Source organism: Enhydrobacter aerosaccus (assembly GCF_900167455.1).
Classification (GTDB): domain Bacteria; phylum Pseudomonadota; class Alphaproteobacteria; order Reyranellales; family Reyranellaceae; genus Reyranella; species Reyranella aerosaccus.
This window is the reverse complement of sequence record NZ_FUWJ01000001.1, coordinates 563,819-578,254: the sequence shown is the minus strand read 5'-3', so window position 1 is coordinate 578,254 and position 14,436 is coordinate 563,819. Positions and strand designations below refer to the sequence as shown.

Annotated in this window: 15 protein-coding genes; 5 read left to right on the top strand and 10 right to left on the bottom strand. The window is 65.0% G+C overall.

All coding sequences use genetic code 11. The annotated features are described in order from the left end of the window. Positions 1 to 20: 20 nt before the first annotated feature. Positions 21 to 587, top strand: a complete 567-nt coding sequence (locus B5D62_RS02700) for a TlpA disulfide reductase family protein (RefSeq protein WP_085932273.1) — start codon at positions 21 to 23, stop codon at positions 585 to 587. 21 nt (positions 588 to 608) lie between these two features. Here B5D62_RS02700 and B5D62_RS02695 read toward each other — a convergent pair whose 3' ends face one another. Together B5D62_RS02695 and B5D62_RS02690 are read right to left on the bottom strand one after the other, a co-directional pair. Further along, complete coding sequence (locus B5D62_RS02695; RefSeq protein WP_085932272.1) at positions 609 to 2,114, bottom strand: flavin-containing monooxygenase; 1,506 nt, start codon at positions 2,112 to 2,114, stop codon at positions 609 to 611. A 114-nt stretch (positions 2,115 to 2,228) separates the two neighbouring features. Then, positions 2,229 to 3,698: a M81 family metallopeptidase gene (locus tag B5D62_RS02690; protein ID WP_085932271.1), complete on the bottom strand. Its 1,470-nt coding sequence runs from the start codon at positions 3,696 to 3,698 to the stop codon at positions 2,229 to 2,231. A gap of 46 nt (positions 3,699 to 3,744) precedes the next feature. On the opposite strand from B5D62_RS02690, the gene B5D62_RS02685 reads away from it, so the two are divergent. The 4 genes from B5D62_RS02685 (at position 3,745) to nadC (ending at position 8,144) form a co-directional block, all read left to right on the top strand. After that, positions 3,745 to 4,683: an NUDIX hydrolase gene (locus B5D62_RS02685; protein ID WP_085932270.1), complete on the top strand. Its 939-nt coding sequence runs from the start codon at positions 3,745 to 3,747 to the stop codon at positions 4,681 to 4,683. 99 nt (positions 4,684 to 4,782) lie between these two features. Next, positions 4,783 to 5,775 (top strand): quinolinate synthase NadA, encoded by a 993-nt coding sequence (gene nadA, locus B5D62_RS02680; RefSeq protein ID WP_231714701.1) that lies wholly within the window; start codon positions 4,783 to 4,785, stop codon positions 5,773 to 5,775. Between the two features lie 10 nt (positions 5,776 to 5,785). Beyond that, positions 5,786 to 7,327 (top strand): L-aspartate oxidase, encoded by a 1,542-nt coding sequence (locus B5D62_RS02675; RefSeq protein WP_085932269.1) that lies wholly within the window; start codon positions 5,786 to 5,788, stop codon positions 7,325 to 7,327. Next, a complete protein-coding gene (gene nadC / locus B5D62_RS02670; RefSeq protein ID WP_085932268.1) occupies positions 7,293 to 8,144 on the top strand; it encodes a carboxylating nicotinate-nucleotide diphosphorylase in 852 nt (283 codons plus the stop codon). Before B5D62_RS02675 ends, nadC begins: the two co-directional genes overlap by 35 nt. Positions 8,145 to 8,179: 35 nt before the next feature. On the opposite strand, the gene B5D62_RS02665 is transcribed toward nadC, so the two are convergent. The 8 genes from B5D62_RS02665 to B5D62_RS02630 form a co-directional block, all read right to left on the bottom strand. Continuing rightward, positions 8,180 to 8,653, bottom strand: coding sequence for a hypothetical protein (locus B5D62_RS02665; RefSeq protein ID WP_085932267.1), 474 nt, complete (start codon positions 8,651 to 8,653; stop codon positions 8,180 to 8,182). Between the two features lie 44 nt (positions 8,654 to 8,697). Further along, the gene (locus tag B5D62_RS02660; protein ID WP_085932266.1) at positions 8,698 to 9,570 is read right to left on the bottom strand and encodes a 3-hydroxybutyryl-CoA dehydrogenase; all 873 of its coding nucleotides are present in this window, start codon (positions 9,568 to 9,570) and stop codon (positions 8,698 to 8,700) included. Positions 9,571 to 9,584: 14 nt separating this feature from the next. Then, on the bottom strand, positions 9,585 to 10,520 hold the full coding sequence (locus tag B5D62_RS02655) for an electron transfer flavoprotein subunit alpha/FixB family protein (protein ID WP_085932265.1): 936 nt from the start codon (positions 10,518 to 10,520) through the stop codon (positions 9,585 to 9,587). 2 nt (positions 10,521 to 10,522) lie between these two features. Further along, positions 10,523 to 11,272, bottom strand: coding sequence for an electron transfer flavoprotein subunit beta/FixA family protein (locus tag B5D62_RS02650; RefSeq protein ID WP_085932264.1), 750 nt, complete (start codon positions 11,270 to 11,272; stop codon positions 10,523 to 10,525). Positions 11,273 to 11,427: 155 nt separating this feature from the next. Next, positions 11,428 to 12,015, bottom strand: coding sequence for a cob(I)yrinic acid a,c-diamide adenosyltransferase (locus B5D62_RS02645; RefSeq protein ID WP_085932263.1), 588 nt, complete (start codon positions 12,013 to 12,015; stop codon positions 11,428 to 11,430). Between the two features lie 5 nt (positions 12,016 to 12,020). Continuing rightward, the gene (locus B5D62_RS02640) at positions 12,021 to 12,233 is read right to left on the bottom strand and encodes an HIG1 domain-containing protein (protein WP_085932262.1); all 213 of its coding nucleotides are present in this window, start codon (positions 12,231 to 12,233) and stop codon (positions 12,021 to 12,023) included. A 99-nt stretch (positions 12,234 to 12,332) separates the two neighbouring features. Continuing rightward, positions 12,333 to 13,751, bottom strand: a complete 1,419-nt coding sequence (locus B5D62_RS02635; RefSeq protein ID WP_085932261.1) for a flavin monoamine oxidase family protein — start codon at positions 13,749 to 13,751, stop codon at positions 12,333 to 12,335. Continuing rightward, positions 13,748 to 14,395 carry an HAD family hydrolase gene (locus tag B5D62_RS02630; RefSeq protein WP_085932260.1) on the bottom strand — a complete coding sequence of 216 codons (648 nt, stop codon included), beginning with the start codon at positions 14,393 to 14,395 and terminating at the stop codon, positions 13,748 to 13,750. Before B5D62_RS02630 ends, B5D62_RS02635 begins: the two co-directional genes overlap by 4 nt. Positions 14,396 to 14,436 lie beyond the last annotated feature (41 nt).

Sequence of the window (14,436 nt, the reverse complement as noted above, 5' to 3'; positions counted from 1 at the left end):
GTCCTGTAGGAGAGCGGCTTATGGCATATTCCCCGTCCGATTTCCTCCTCGGTCGCAGGCTGCTTCTGGCTGGCGCCCTGAGTTCTTTTGCATTGCCGGCATTAGCCGACGTAAGAGCGGGCGCCCCCAAGGGCTCCCTGTCGCGTTTCGACCTCGCCAAGGCCCCCAAGCCGCTGCTGGATTTTCCCTTCGTCGATGCCGAGGACGAGCCTCATAAGCTCTCCGACTTCGCCGGCAAGGTGCTGCTGGTGAATTTCTGGGCGACCTGGTGCGCTCCCTGCGTCAAGGAAATGCCCAGTCTCGACCGTCTCCAGGCCCAGATGAGCAAGGAGAAATTCCTCATCCTCCCCCTGTCGCTGGACGGACCGACCCGAGCCAAGGTGGCGCCGTTCTACAGCGAGAACAAACTCGATCATCTCGGCGTCTATTTCGACAAGGGCAAAAAGGCCATGCAGGCGCTTCAGGTGTCGGTCCTGCCGACCAGCATCCTGATCGACCATATCGGCCGCGAGATCGGCCGTCTCGAGGGTGAGGCCGACTGGTCCACCCCCGAGGCCGCAGCCTTCATGAAGGCTGCGGTGGGCTGACGCCATAGGCTGAGCCGCGAGCTACGCGTAAACGAAAGCCTTGTCGTCGAGATCGATCGTCGGGAACTCTTTCTTTTCGTTCCAGTAGTCCTGCGTATGCTGCCACTCGCGCTTCTCGCCGCGCTTGGGCAGCAGATGCATACCGCGCAGGATGTAGCCCGGATTGAAATTCTCCGTGTCGATCCACGGCAGCAGCTTCATGTCCTTGTCCTCCGGCCGCAAAGCGACCTCGACCTTGCGGGCCTGCTTGGCCTTCATCTGGGTGAGCAGACGACAGACGAAGTCGGCCACCAGGTCGGCACGCAAGGTCCAGCTGGCACGGAAGTAACCGAAAACCCAAACCATGTTCGGTATGCCCGTGAACATCATGCCGCGATAGGTGACCGTATCCGCGAAGTTGAGCGGCTTGCCGTCGATCTCGAAGGCGATGTCGCCCAGTATGTTGAGATTGAAGCCCGTGGCCGTGATGATGATATCGGCTTCGAGCTCGCGTCCGGACTTGAGCTTCAGACCCTTTTCCGTGAAACGGTCGATCTCGTCGGTGACGACCGAGGCCTTGCCCGCGCGGATGCCTTGAAACAGATCCCCATTGGGGACGAAGGCGATGCGCTGACGCCACGGCCGATAGTTCGGCGTGAAGTGGGTGGCGATATCGTAGTCGGGGCCGAGATAGGCCCGGACGCCGGCCAGCAACTCGTCCTTGACCTTCTCCGGCTCCTCGAACGAGCGGCGCGTGAACACCGCCTGATCGTGGAGAATCTTGCGGCGCACGATCTCGTGGATCCAGCTCTCGTCGATCTCCAGCTGGCGCAGCGTGTCGGCCAGATCGTTGGCGTTGCGGGCGGGAATGAAATAGGTCGGCGACCGCTGCAGGAGCGTCACGTGCTCGCAGTCGTTGGCGATCGCCGGAACGACCGTCGCCGCGGTGGCGCCCGAGCCGATCACGATCACCTTCTTGCCGCGGTAATCGAGATCCGTCGGCCAGGTCTGCGGATGAACGACACAGCCTTTGTAATCGGCCATGCCGGGCCATTCCGGCGTGTAGCCTTCGGAGTGGCGATAGTATCCCTGGCACATCCACAGGAAATTCGCCGTGATATGGAAGGATTCGCCCGTGTCGGTACGCTTGCCCTCGATGGTCCAGCGATTGTCCGCGCTCGACCAGCGGGCTGACGTGATGACGTGACGGTAGCGAATGTGCCGCGCGAGATCGTTCTCGTCGATCACTTCGCCCATGTAGGTGAGGATCTCCTCGGCCGAGGCAATTGGAGCGCCTTTCCACGGCTTGAAGCGATAGCCGAAGGTATAGAGGTCGCTGTCGGAGCGAATGCCAGGATAGCGATGCGTGATCCAGGTGCCGCCGAAGCTCTGCTGCGATTCGAGCACGACGAAGCTCGTTCCGGGCAGCTGCTTGGTCAGGTGATAGGCGCCGCCGACGCCGGAAATGCCGGCTCCGACGATCAGGACATCGAAATGCTCGGTCGTGGTCTGTGCGACCGGCTTGGATGCGGTGAGGGTGTCGGGCATGGGCGTTTCGTCTCGGTTCGATGATGTTGTTGAAGTGTTGATCGCATTCCGACAGGTGCCTTGATCGAAATCAAGCCGGCCGATGTCGCGGATTTCTGCGACTGGAAATCGGCCTCACGGAAAGTCGGGATTGCCGTAGGGATAGAACTGCTTCAGGTCGACGTTCGTGTAGGGTAGTCCGTCCAACCGTACTGTGCCCAGGAAGGGCTGTTCCGGTTCGACGAGCAGAATCGTCTTGGCGAAACCACTGTCGTCGAAGCCGCGCCGAAAATGCACACGCGACTTGATCGCGATCACCTTGAACGTCGCAAGATCGAAGCCTGGCCCCTTGAGCTCGGATGGCTCGATGATCTGGGTGAGGTAGCGACTGAGCAGCAGCACATTGCCTCGCCCGAAACCGACGCTGACCCACAGGGTGCCATGGGCCTCGGCGACGCCGACCACCTTCCCTGCCACGCGCACCGGCTGGCCCGCCGATTCATCGGCGAGCCCGCCGACCTCCATGTCGAACGGATCACCCACCTTCACGCCCTTGGCCGCGAGCGCATCAATCGCCTTGGCATCGGCAATGGTGGCGATCAGCACATCGGACAGATCCTGGGCGATCACCTCCTTCAAGATCCAGGTGGCGTAGCCTGAGCGGTCGCTATGGTCCGCCAGCACGACGGGTGTCGCGCCGCGCGCGGCCGCTTCCTTGGCGAGAGCGACGCCTTCAGCAATCTTGTAGACCCTGGTCGACGTCAGAAGAGCTTCGCGGCGCCGCCACGCCCAGTTCGACATGTCGTCGGCAACCTTCTTGGCGAGGGCCGGCTGACCGTTGGTCGTTACCTGAATGGTCATTCCGACATCCGGCACATCCGCAAAGGGGAAACCGAAGAAGACGTTGACATAGACGTCGGGCTCGCGGGCTTCCCAGACGAGCGCGCGCTGCACCAGGTCCATCCACGGCGACGCGCCCGTCCATTGCAGAACGGTCGGCGAGATGATCGGAACCTTGATCGTAACGGTACTGGGCTTGTAGTCGCCGCGAATGGCGCGGACCAGCATCCGCGCGGCGCGTTGCCCCTGCAGATGACTGTCGTAATGCGGAAAGTATTTGACTGTGAAGGCCATGTCGGCCTGCTGCAAGAAGGCAGCGTCCTCGTTGCCGTGAGGGTCGAAGGTCCCGACGATGAAGGCATTGCGGCCCACCACCTCTCGGACCCGCCGTGCAATGTCGGCTTCGGGTCTGGCGATGCCGCGTACGCCCATGGCGCCATGCAGGCTGAGATAGACGCCGTCGAACGGGCCCTCCGCCCTGAGGTCGGCGATCATGCGGCCCAGGAACGTCTCGTAGGCCTCGGCCGTGATCCAGCCGGAGCCCGTGCCCGTGCGCGGCCATAGCGGCGACTCGATGCCGAGCAGTTCGACGCCCTCGTACTCCCGAGCGACCTGCACGAACCCGCCCATGTAGGATTTGGGATCGTGCCCCAGCAGCGCTTCACCCTTTGCCGGCGAACCGGGATAGGTGAAGTCTTCCAGGGTCGTGTCGTTTCGGAGGAAGGTGACGGTTTCGTGGGCGAACTGAAGGACGGCGATACGCATAGGTTTCCGAGTCATAGCGAGCAGTTTGGTGCATAATGCCTCGGAAATGAAGTCGCCTAGCGTCAGCGCCACCGCCGTCACGATCGAGCTCAATGCCGTGCTTGTCGCGCTGACTGCCAACGAACCCCAGGTTCTGACGCTCGAGGATGGCGGCTTGCTGCCGTCAGGGCCATTCGAATCGGAACACCCGACGCTGCAGAGCGGTCTGCGCGCCTGGGTCGAGCAGCAAACGCACCATCCGCTCGGCTATGTAGAGCAGCTCTATACCTTCGCCGATCGCAATCGCGCCCAGGAGAACGGCCGGCGGATCGTATCGATCAGCTATCTCGGCCTGACCCGTGAGCGGCTGTCGCGCGGCGTGCGCGATCCCGAGTGGCGCAACTGGTACCGTTATTTTCCCTGGGAGGATTGGCGCGCCGGCCCGTCGCCGCTCATCGCCAAGGAAATCCTGCCGCGACTGCGCAAATGGAGCGACGCAGCGGGAGATCCGGCTTTGAAGCGCGAGCGGCGGCAACGGATCGACATCAACTTCGGTGACGGCAAGGACCATTGGAACGAAGAATTGGTCCTGCAGCGCTACGAGTTGCTCTACGAGCTCGGGCTCGTTCCCGAAGCCAGTTCGAGGGCGGGGTCCGTCAGCTCTCCTCTTCCCGGCATGCCGATGCGTCATGATCATCGTCGCATCCTCGCCACCGGAATTGCCAGACTGCGGGCCAAGATCAAGTACCGTCCTGTCGTCTTCGAATTGATGCCCGACACCTTCACCCTGCTGCAGCTGCAACGGGCGATCGAGGCCTTGGCCGGACGGACGCTGCACAAGCAGAACTTTCGCCGCCTCATCGATCAGCAGGGTTTGGTCGAGGAGACCGGAGCGCTCACCTCACAGAGCGCTGGCCGCCCCGCGAAGCTCTATCGCTTTCGCCGAGAAGTGATGCTCGAGCGCGCCGTCGGCGGCAGCAAGCTTCCACTTTCACGCCCAGCCTGACGCATCCGCACATCAAAACGGCCCCCGACACAGGGCCTTGACAGCCTTAATGCTCATCTTCAGCATAATTAATACTCCGATTGAGCATATAGGTGCCGCATGTCCCTCCCCGCCTTCTCCCCCGACCTGATGACCCGCACTGCACCGCTCTACGACCGCGTGAAGTCTGTAATTCCGGTGATCGAATGGCCGGCCTTTGCCGATGACGTCGAAGCCATCCTGCGCCTGAAGCGCGAACGCGACGCGGTTATCCTCGCCCACAACTATCAGACACCGGAGATCTTCCATTGTGTCGCCGACATCGTCGGCGACAGCCTCGCTCTCGCGCGCCAGGCCATGACCGTGGAGGCCCAAACGATCGTCCTGGCGGGCGTTCACTTCATGGCCGAAACGGCGAAGCTCCTGAATCCGAGCAAACGTGTTCTGATTCCCGACCTCCGGGCGGGGTGCTCACTGGCGGAATCCATCACCGCGGCCGATGTAAGGCTGCTGCGGCAACGCTATCCAGGCGTGCCGATCGTCACCTACGTCAACACGTCCGCCGCCGTGAAAGCCGAGAGCGACATCTGCTGCACGTCGGGCAACGCCCGCAAAATCGTTGAAAGCCTCGGTGCGCCGCGCGTCATCATGCTTCCCGACGAATATCTCGCACAGAACGTCAGCCGCGATACCGGCATCGAGATCATCACCTGGGCCGGGCACTGCGAAGTGCATGAGCGTTTCAGCCCGAAGGACATCCGTCAGCTCCGGGCCGGCCATCCTGGTCTGGTCGTGCTTGCCCATCCCGAATGCGCCCCCGAAGTGGTCGCCGAGGCGGACTTCGCCGGGTCGACGGCCGCAATGATCGACTATGTCGGCACGCACCGGCCGGCACGCGTCGTCCTCGTCACCGAATGTTCGATGAGCGACAACGTCGCCGTCCAGCATCCGGAGGTCGAGTTCGTCCGGCCCTGCAACCTTTGCCCGCACATGAAGCGCATCAGCCTGGCCAAGATCCGGCGCTCGCTCGAAACCCTGACTCATGAAGTGACGATCAACGCGGCAATCGCGGCCCCGGCGCGACGCGCTGTCGAGCGCATGCTTGCCGTGTGAGGAGGACAAGATGGAAGACGTCCCTGTCGTCGTCGGCGCCGGCCTGGCCGGCCTGATGACCGCGCTGCAACTCGCCCCTCAGCGAGTGATCGTCCTTGCCAAGACGCCCCTGGGCGAAGGTGCCGCCTCCGCCTGGTCGCAAGGCGGCATTGCCGCTGCCTTGAGCGATGACGACAGCCCCGAACTGCACGCCAACGACACGATGGCCGTCGCCGATGGCCTTGGCGATCCCATGGTCGCCGCACGCATTACGTCCGCCGGCCCCGGCGCCGTGGCCATGCTGCAACGGCTGGGCGTGCCATTCGATCTCGACGTTCGCGGGCGGCCCGCCCTCGGTCTCGAAGCTGCCCATAGCCGTCGCCGCATCGCCCATGTCACCGGCGACGGCACCGGCGCGGCGATCATGCGCGCCGTGATCGCCGCCGTGCGCGCGACACCATCCATCATCGTGCTCGAAGGATTTGAGGCGCGCCGTCTTCTGGTCGACGATGGCCGCATTGCCGGCGTGCTTGCCGTCGGGCCTGCCGGGGCGCGCCTGTTGCCGGCACGGCGGATCGTGCTGGCGACCGGTGGGCTCGGCGGACTGTTCGCACAGACAACCAATCCGCTCGGATCGATCGGCCAAGGCATCGCCCTTGCGGCACGCGCCGGTGCGGTGCTGGCCGACATGGAGTTCGTCCAATTCCATCCGACCGCGCTCGATGTCGCACACGATCCGATGCCGCTGGTGAGCGAAGCCGTTCGCGGCGAAGGCGCGGTCTTGATCGATGAGACCGGTACACGGTTCATGCAGGGCCAAGGCCGGGCCGAACTCGAGCCGCGCGATGTCGTTTCTCGTGCCGTGGCGAAGCATCGCGCGAACGGCCATCGAGTGTTCCTCGATACGCGCCCCAGCCTGGGCGTGGACTTCGGCAAACGCTTTCCGACAATCGCCGCGCACTGCCGTGCTGGGGATATCGATCCGGCAACGATGCCGATCCCCGTGGCGCCCGCCGCCCACTTCCATATGGGTGGCATTGCCGTCGATCTCGATGGCCGCACGACCGTCGAAGGGTTGTGGGCCTGCGGAGAGACAGCGGCGACCGGCCTGCATGGCGCTAATCGTCTGGCCAGCAACTCCCTGCTCGAGGCTGCCGTCATGGCCAGTCGGGTGGCCCGGAGCGTTGCAACGACCGCCGCGCGATCAACGCCGTCGCCTCGTCCCGTCGCGCTCCCGCCGACTCCCGACGCCAGCGCCATCCGCAGGCTCGTTGGCGAGACGCTAGGAATCGTCAGGGACGGAAACGGCCTGTTGAAGGCAATCGATCGTCTCGAACCCCTGGCCTTTTCCAGCGATCCCACCGCCGATCCGGCGCTGGTGGCGCTGTTCATCGCGCGCGCGGCGCTGCAGCGCGAGGAAAGCCGTGGCGGCCACTGGCGCAGCGACTTTCCACAACGGTCCGCACGCTGGGCGCGACATCAGATGCAGCGCCTCGATCCTTCCCGAACATCCGTCGTTTCCACCTGGAGCACCGATCATGACAGCCTCTCCCCTGCCCACGCTCATGCTTGAGCCCGTCGTGCGCGCCGCACTGCTCGAGGATCTCGGCCGTGCGGGCGACATCACCACTGATGCCGTCGTACCGGTCCATGCCCGGGCAGAGACCGCGCTCGTCGCCCGCCAGCCGGGCGTGGTCGCCGGCCTCGATCTCGCCGCTCTCGCCTTCCGCCTCGTCGATCCGGGAATCACGGTCGCGATCGATCGACCGGATGGCACGCGCCTGGAACCCGGCGACCGTGTGGCGACCATCAAAGGGCCGGCGCGCGGCGTGCTCACCGCCGAACGCGTGGCGCTGAATTTCCTGGGACATCTGAGTGGTGTCGCCAGCGCCACGGCAACCCTGGTCAAGGCAGTGGCCGGTCACAAGGCCCGCATCTGCTGCACGCGCAAGACCATGCCGGGCCTCCGTGCCTTGCAGAAATACGCCGTGCGGGTCGGCGGCGGCGTCAATCACCGCCTGGGTCTGGATGACGCCGTCCTGATCAAGGACAATCACATCGCGGCCGCGGGCGGCGTGGTGCCGGTGATCCAGGCGGCGCGGCGGTCGATCGGCCATCTCGTGAAGATCGAGGTCGAAGTCGACACGCTCGATCAGCTCGAGGAAGCGCTGACCGTCGGTATCGATGCCGTTCTGCTCGACAACATGACACCTGAGACGCTGGCCGAAGCCGTCCGCCTGATCGACGGGCGCGCCATCGCCGAAGCGTCAGGACGCATCACTCCAGCGACAGCGCCCGCCATCGCGGCGGCGGGCGTGGATCTGATCTCGGCCGGCTGGCTGACCCACAGCGCCAGCGTTCTCGACATCGGCCTCGACTGGCAACAGTGACAGCGTCTGCCATCAACGCCGCCTCGATCGCGCTCTCAGTCCGCCAGGGAGCACTCCTTCTTCATCTCGGCGCAGATGCGCAGGACGGCGCCGACGACGCGGGAGGCGGTCGGCGTCTCGTTCGGCCCCGCGCTGCCGGCGATCAGGAGTTGGGAAACCTCGGGACTCAGCTCGACGACGTTCAACGTCGCCACCCGGTCACCTTGCGCCAGTTGGAGCCGGCGCGCACCCGGATCGGTCATCAGGATTCGGACTTCGCTGTTCTTGCGTGCAAGGTCGAGGGCGGTGGCGAATACGCGGTCGGCCGGCGCCTCGAGAATGACGGTGGCGAAGTCCTGCCGCGGCTGGCTGGGATCCTGCGGTGGCACTTCCATGCGCTGGATGCGCTGGGCGGCCTTGCGCGCGATCAGGACCCAGGGCATCTGCGCGTAGGCAGTCGACGCCGTCCCAGCAAGAACGGTGACGGCAATCACCGTCGCGGCCACAAATCGAGCCGGCTTGGATATCATGGTAGAGGCTCCCCGCTTCAAACGGCGGGGAGACTAGCAATTTTTCAACGCGTCGGGACGGGGCGCTCGCCGGAATAATCGTAGAAGCCGCGCTTGACCTTGCGGCCGACCCAGCCCGCCTCGACGTACTTCACGAGCAGCGGACAGGGCCGATACTTCGAATCGGCCAGCCCTTCGTGCAGGACCTGCATCACGGACAGGCAGGTATCGAGGCCGATGAAGTCGGCCAGTTCCAGCGGGCCCATCGGATGGTTGGCGCCGAGCCTCATGCCGGTATCGATCGCATCGACGTTGCCGACGCCCTCGTACAGGGCATAGACCGCCTCGTTGATCATCGGCAGCAGGATGCGATTGACGATGAAGGCCGGGAAGTCCTCGGCGTTCACGGGCTTCTTGTCGAGCTTGATCACCACGTCACGAACGGTGCGGAAGGTCTCCTCCTCCGTCGCGATACCGCGGATCAGCTCGACCAGCGCCATCATCGGCACCGGGTTCATGAAGTGCATGCCCATGAACTTGCCGGGACGGTCGGTCACCGAGGCGAGGCGCGTCACCGAGATCGACGAGGTGTTGGTCGCCAGCAGCACGTTGGGCGGCAGGCCGACGCAGACCTTCTTGAAGATCTCGCGCTTGATCGCCTCGTTCTCGGTCGCCGCTTCGACGATCAGGTCGCAATCAGCGAGTGCGCCGTAGTCGGTCGCCGTCGCGATGCGCTTGAGGCTGGACTCCTTTTCCTCTGGCCGGATCATGCCGCGACCGATCTGACGGTCCATGTTGCGGCCGATGGCGTCCAGCCCGGAATCGAGATGCGGCTGATCGACGTCGATCAGCCGGATGTCGTAGCCCTTGAGCGCGCAGACATGGGCAATACCACTGCCCATTTGACCGGCACCGATGACGCCGATGCGCTTAATCATGACTTCCCCCGCGGTTACTTCTTCTCGACCGCGGCCGTGAGCTCGGGGACGATCTGGAACAGGTCGCCGACGATGCCGTAGTCCGCCACCTGAAAGATGGGTGCTTCCTCGTCCTTGTTGATCGCGACGATGGTCTTGCTGTCCTTCATGCCGGCGAGATGCTGGATCGCGCCGGAGATGCCGATGGCGATGTACAGATCGGGCGCCACGACCTTGCCGGTCTGGCCGACCTGGTAGTCGTTCGGCACGTAGCCCGCGTCGACCGCAGCACGGCTGGCGCCGAGACCGGCCCCCAGCTTGTCCGCCAGCGTCTCGAGGATCTTGAAGTTCTCGCCGCTGCCGAGGCCACGGCCGCCGGAAACGACGATCTTGGCCGAGGTCAGTTCCGGACGCTCGCTCTTGGACAGCTCGGCGCCGACATAGGACGAGAGGCCCTTGGCGCCTTCGCCGCCGATCTGCTCGATCGGGGCCGAACCGCCGGCGGGCGCCGCCTTGAAGTTGGTCGGACGGATGGTGACGACCTTGATCTTGTCCGAGGTCTGCACCGTCGCCAGCGCGTTGCCGGCATAGATCGGACGGACGAAGGTATCCGGCGACACGACCTGGATCGCTTCGGAAATCTGCGCCACGTCGAGCAGCGCCGCGACGCGCGGGGCGAGGTTCTTGCCGACCGAATCGGCGGCCATCACGACATGGCTGTAGGCCGGCGCCAGCTTCGCCACCAGCGGCGCGATATCCTCGGCCAGCCAGTTGGCGTAGGCGGCATCCTCCGCCTGCAGGACCTTGGCAACGCCCTGGATCGCGGCGGCCGACTTGGCCGCCTCACCGCAATTGCTGCCGGCCACCAGCACCGCCACGTCCGAGCCCATCTGGCCGGCCGCCGCCACGGCATTGGCGACATTGGCGCGAACCGCTGTGCCGTCGTGTGCGGCAACGACGAGAATCGCCATGATCAGATCACTCCCGCTTCGTTACGCAGCTTGTCGACCAGTTCGGCCACGGTCTTCACCTTGATGCCGGCCTTGCGCTTGGGCGGCTCCTCGACCTTCAGCACCTTCAGGCGCGGCGCGACGTCGACGCCGAGCGCATCCGGCGCCAGCGTTTCGATCGGCTTCTTCTTGGCCTTCATGATGTTGGGGAGCGAGGCGTAGCGCGGCTCGTTGAGGCGCAGGTCGGTCGTGATCACGGCCGGCAGCTTGATCTTGATGTTCTCGAGGCCGCCATCGACCTCGCGCTTCACCTCGGCGGTGCCGTCGGCGAGGTTGAGCTTGTTGGCGAAGGTGCCTTGCGACCAGCCCAGCAGCGCCGCGGCCATCTGGCCGGTCTGGTTGGAGTCGTCGTCGATCGCCTGCTTGCCGACGATGACCAGGCCCGGCTGCTCCTTGTCGACCACGGCCTTCAGCAGCTTGGCGACGGCCAGCGGCTGCAGCTCGGCGTCGGTCTGCACCAGGACGCCGCGATCGGCGCCCATGGCGAGCGCGGTGCGGATGGTTTCCTGGCACTGGGCCGGACCGGCGGAGAAGACGATAATCTCGGTCGCCTGCCCCTTCTCTTTCATCCGGATCGCCTCTTCCACGGCGATTTCATCGAAGGGGTTCATGGACATCTTGACGTTCGCCGTCTCGACGCCCGTGTTGTCGGCCTTGACGCGGATCTTGACGTTGTAGTCGATGACCCGCTTGACCGCGACCAGCACTTTCATCGCGTTGCGCCTATTGGTGAGTTGCGGCCGGACCTTCCGCCCGGCGAAGGGGTTTTCGTGTAGGGGGGTTCAGCCGATCATGTCAAGGCTATGGCGCGCTGCACAAAATCGCAGCGCGAAAGGTTTTTTCGCGATCTATCAACAACTTACCATTGTTATCGCCCTTTGCCAGGTACCCACAGCACATCCGCCGTGCCGTTGTCGTTGAGCCGGCGGGCCAGGACGAACAGGTGATCTGACAAGCGGTTGACATACTTGATGGCCTCCGAATTCACCGCCTGATCGGCAGCCAGGGCCGTCATGCGCCGCTCCGCGCGGCGGACCACGGTCCGGGCGAGGTGAAGCCACGCCGACGCCTCGCTGCCGCCCGGCAGGACGAACGAGGTGAGCGGCGCCAGGGCCGCGTTCATCTCGTCGATCTCCCGCTCCAGACGCTCGACCTGCGAGGGCAGGATCCGCAACGCCTCCTCCCCCCGCTTGCCTTCGATCGTGCAGAGGTCGGCGCCGAGGTCGAACAGGTCGTTCTGGATGCGCATCAGCATCGCATCGACATGCGCGCGATGGACATCGTTCTTGACGCTGCGGTCGACGGCGGCGCGCGCGAGCCCGATGACCGAATTGGCCTCGTCGACGGTGCCATAGGCCTCGACGCGGGCATCGTGCTTGGGCACGCGCTCGCCCCGTCCGAGCGACGTGTCACCCGTGTCGCCGCCCCGTGTGTAGATGCGTGTCAGCGTGACCATCGCGCTCAGGCCCTGCTCGCCAGATACCAGAGCAGGATCAGCCCGATCGTCAGGAGCTGAAGGCGCACGCGCCACCACATCAGCTTGTTGCTGCTGCGGGCGCGCTCGATGCTGTCTGTCGGCCCCCGCGCCATGCTGACCAGCCCCGCGAACAGGATGCCGAGCGTCGCCAGGCCCGAGATCATCACGAGGACGAAGAGGATGGAAGCAAGCTTCATTTGGACACCCGAAACGTCTTGTCGTCCCGAACGCAGCGCCGACCTGCTCGCCACGCCGGGCTGAACGAGATCTCGCACTGTATCGGGAATGGCAAAGCATCACCCATTATGCCGGCCAGCGCCAGTCCGCGCCCCCGCCCACGGCCGCCTGTCGCGCGAAGCGTCGTGCCCTGTCGCGGTCCGGAACAACGCCTCGGCCGTCTGTTCGGCCGACCATAGCGCGGCGTGAACGGTTCCGTACTCGACCGGTTCCGTCGCCTCGCCGGCAAAGAACACGCGATCTGCGAGCGGCCGCGCAAATAGAGCCCGATCCTCCGGGGCGCTGCCGACGGCGGGGTAGGAATAGCCGCCGCGCGACCAGGGATCGCTCAGCCAGCGCGGATAGGCGACCGCCTCCGGCTCGGGAATATCGTTGCCGAACATCGCGTGCAGGGACTGCATCGCCACCGCCACGACTTCCTTGTCGCTGGCCGTGCGGTCGAGGTTGGCGGCCACCGCGCCATTGCTGAAGCTCAGCAGGATCGGCTGCCCCGTCTCGTGATGATGGCTCACCCAGGTATTGAAGGTGCCCCGCCGGTCCGGCGCATCGGGCAGGCGGCCAAACCAGGTAGGCTGGTCGGGCCAGAAGCGGCGGGGAAACCGCAGGTAGATCTTGCCGAGCACGCCAGCGCCATAGCCGAGGCGGATGATGGCCCGTTGCTGGTCGGCCGGCGGCTGCGGATCGAGCGCCGGCCAGCCGGCCCGCAGCAGCCCGAGCGGCACGGTGACGATGGCGCGGTCGGCCTCGAGCCTCTCGCCGCTGTCGAGAAAGGCCGCGACCCCGGCACCGTTCCACGCCATGCGGCGAACGGGGGCATTGAACCGGATGTCGAGGCCGCGCGCGCCGTCCTCGATCAGCGACACGAAACCGCCCTTCGGCTGGGCGTTGCGGTCCAGCCCTTCGGTCGGCCACCATTCCTCCGCGGCCACGGCCTCATAGGGCGCGCCCTGCACACCCTCACTGCCCTCGACGAAGGTGGCAATGACGAGCTTGTCGATTTCCGGCAGCCATGCCGCATGCAGCAAGGGATCGACCGCGTCCTTCACGGACACCGAACGCGGGCCCTTCACGCGCGCCATGGCCTTGCTCTTCCAGCTCGCCCATTCGATCGCCGCCCTGAAGGCCGCCCGTCCCAGTCGAACCTGCTTGCGCTGGCCGTCGCGCGTCGACGCCGTGGCCCGCTTGTCGATCAGCAGACGATCGCCTTCCGATTCGATCAGGGGGATTCCGAGCTTGTCGCACCACAATGTCAGCGGATTGCCGTCGACACCGTGGATCCAGGAGCCGCCGAGATCGAGGGGCGCTCCGAGTGATGTGTCCGTCCAGACTCGGCCGCCGAGCCGCGGTCGCGCCTCGAGAACGGTCACGGCGAAGCCGCTATCCTTCAGCAAACGCGCAGCGACCACGCCCGCCATACCAGCGCCGATGACGAGAATGCGCTCGCTGCCGGACTCGCCCATCGACCAGGAACCGGTCATTGCAGAACCAGCTTCGGCAGCTGCGCCATATCGTCGAACAGGAACCCGCCCGCTGCGCCCAAAGCGTCCCGATCGGCATGCGGCGCACCGGTGTAGGCCAGCACGCGCATGCCCGCGGCTCGCGCTGCCTGAACTCCGGGCACCGAGTCCTCCACGACCACGCACTCGAACGGCTGTTCGTTCATCTCGATCGCGGCATGAAGGAACAGGTCCGGAAACGGCTTTCCGCGCGGCACCTGGCTGGAGCTGAAGACATGGCCGTCGAACAGATCCCACAATCCCGTCAGGCCGAGGGTGAAACGCATCTTTTCCACGGCGCCGGAACTTGCAACGCAGGTGGCCAGGCCCGCCGCCTGGAGCTGCAGGATGGCATCCTTCACGCCCGGCACAGGCTGCAACGGCGCCTGGCGAAAGCTCTCGTAGGTGACGGTCTGCATCTTCTCGAGGAAATCGTCGGGCAGCTTGCCGCCGATCTCCGCTTCCACGATCTCGACGCAAGATTTCAGCGAGCGCCCCATCAGGCGGCGCATCGTTTCCTCGACCGACCAATCGAGGCCGACGGCTTTCAGGGCCTTGGAAAAACTCGCATTGGCGAGTGGCTCGCTATCCACCAGCACGCCGTCGCAGTCGAAGATTACCAGCAACGTCTACACTTCTTCCTGGGGCTCTTCCCCTCAGGCCTGTC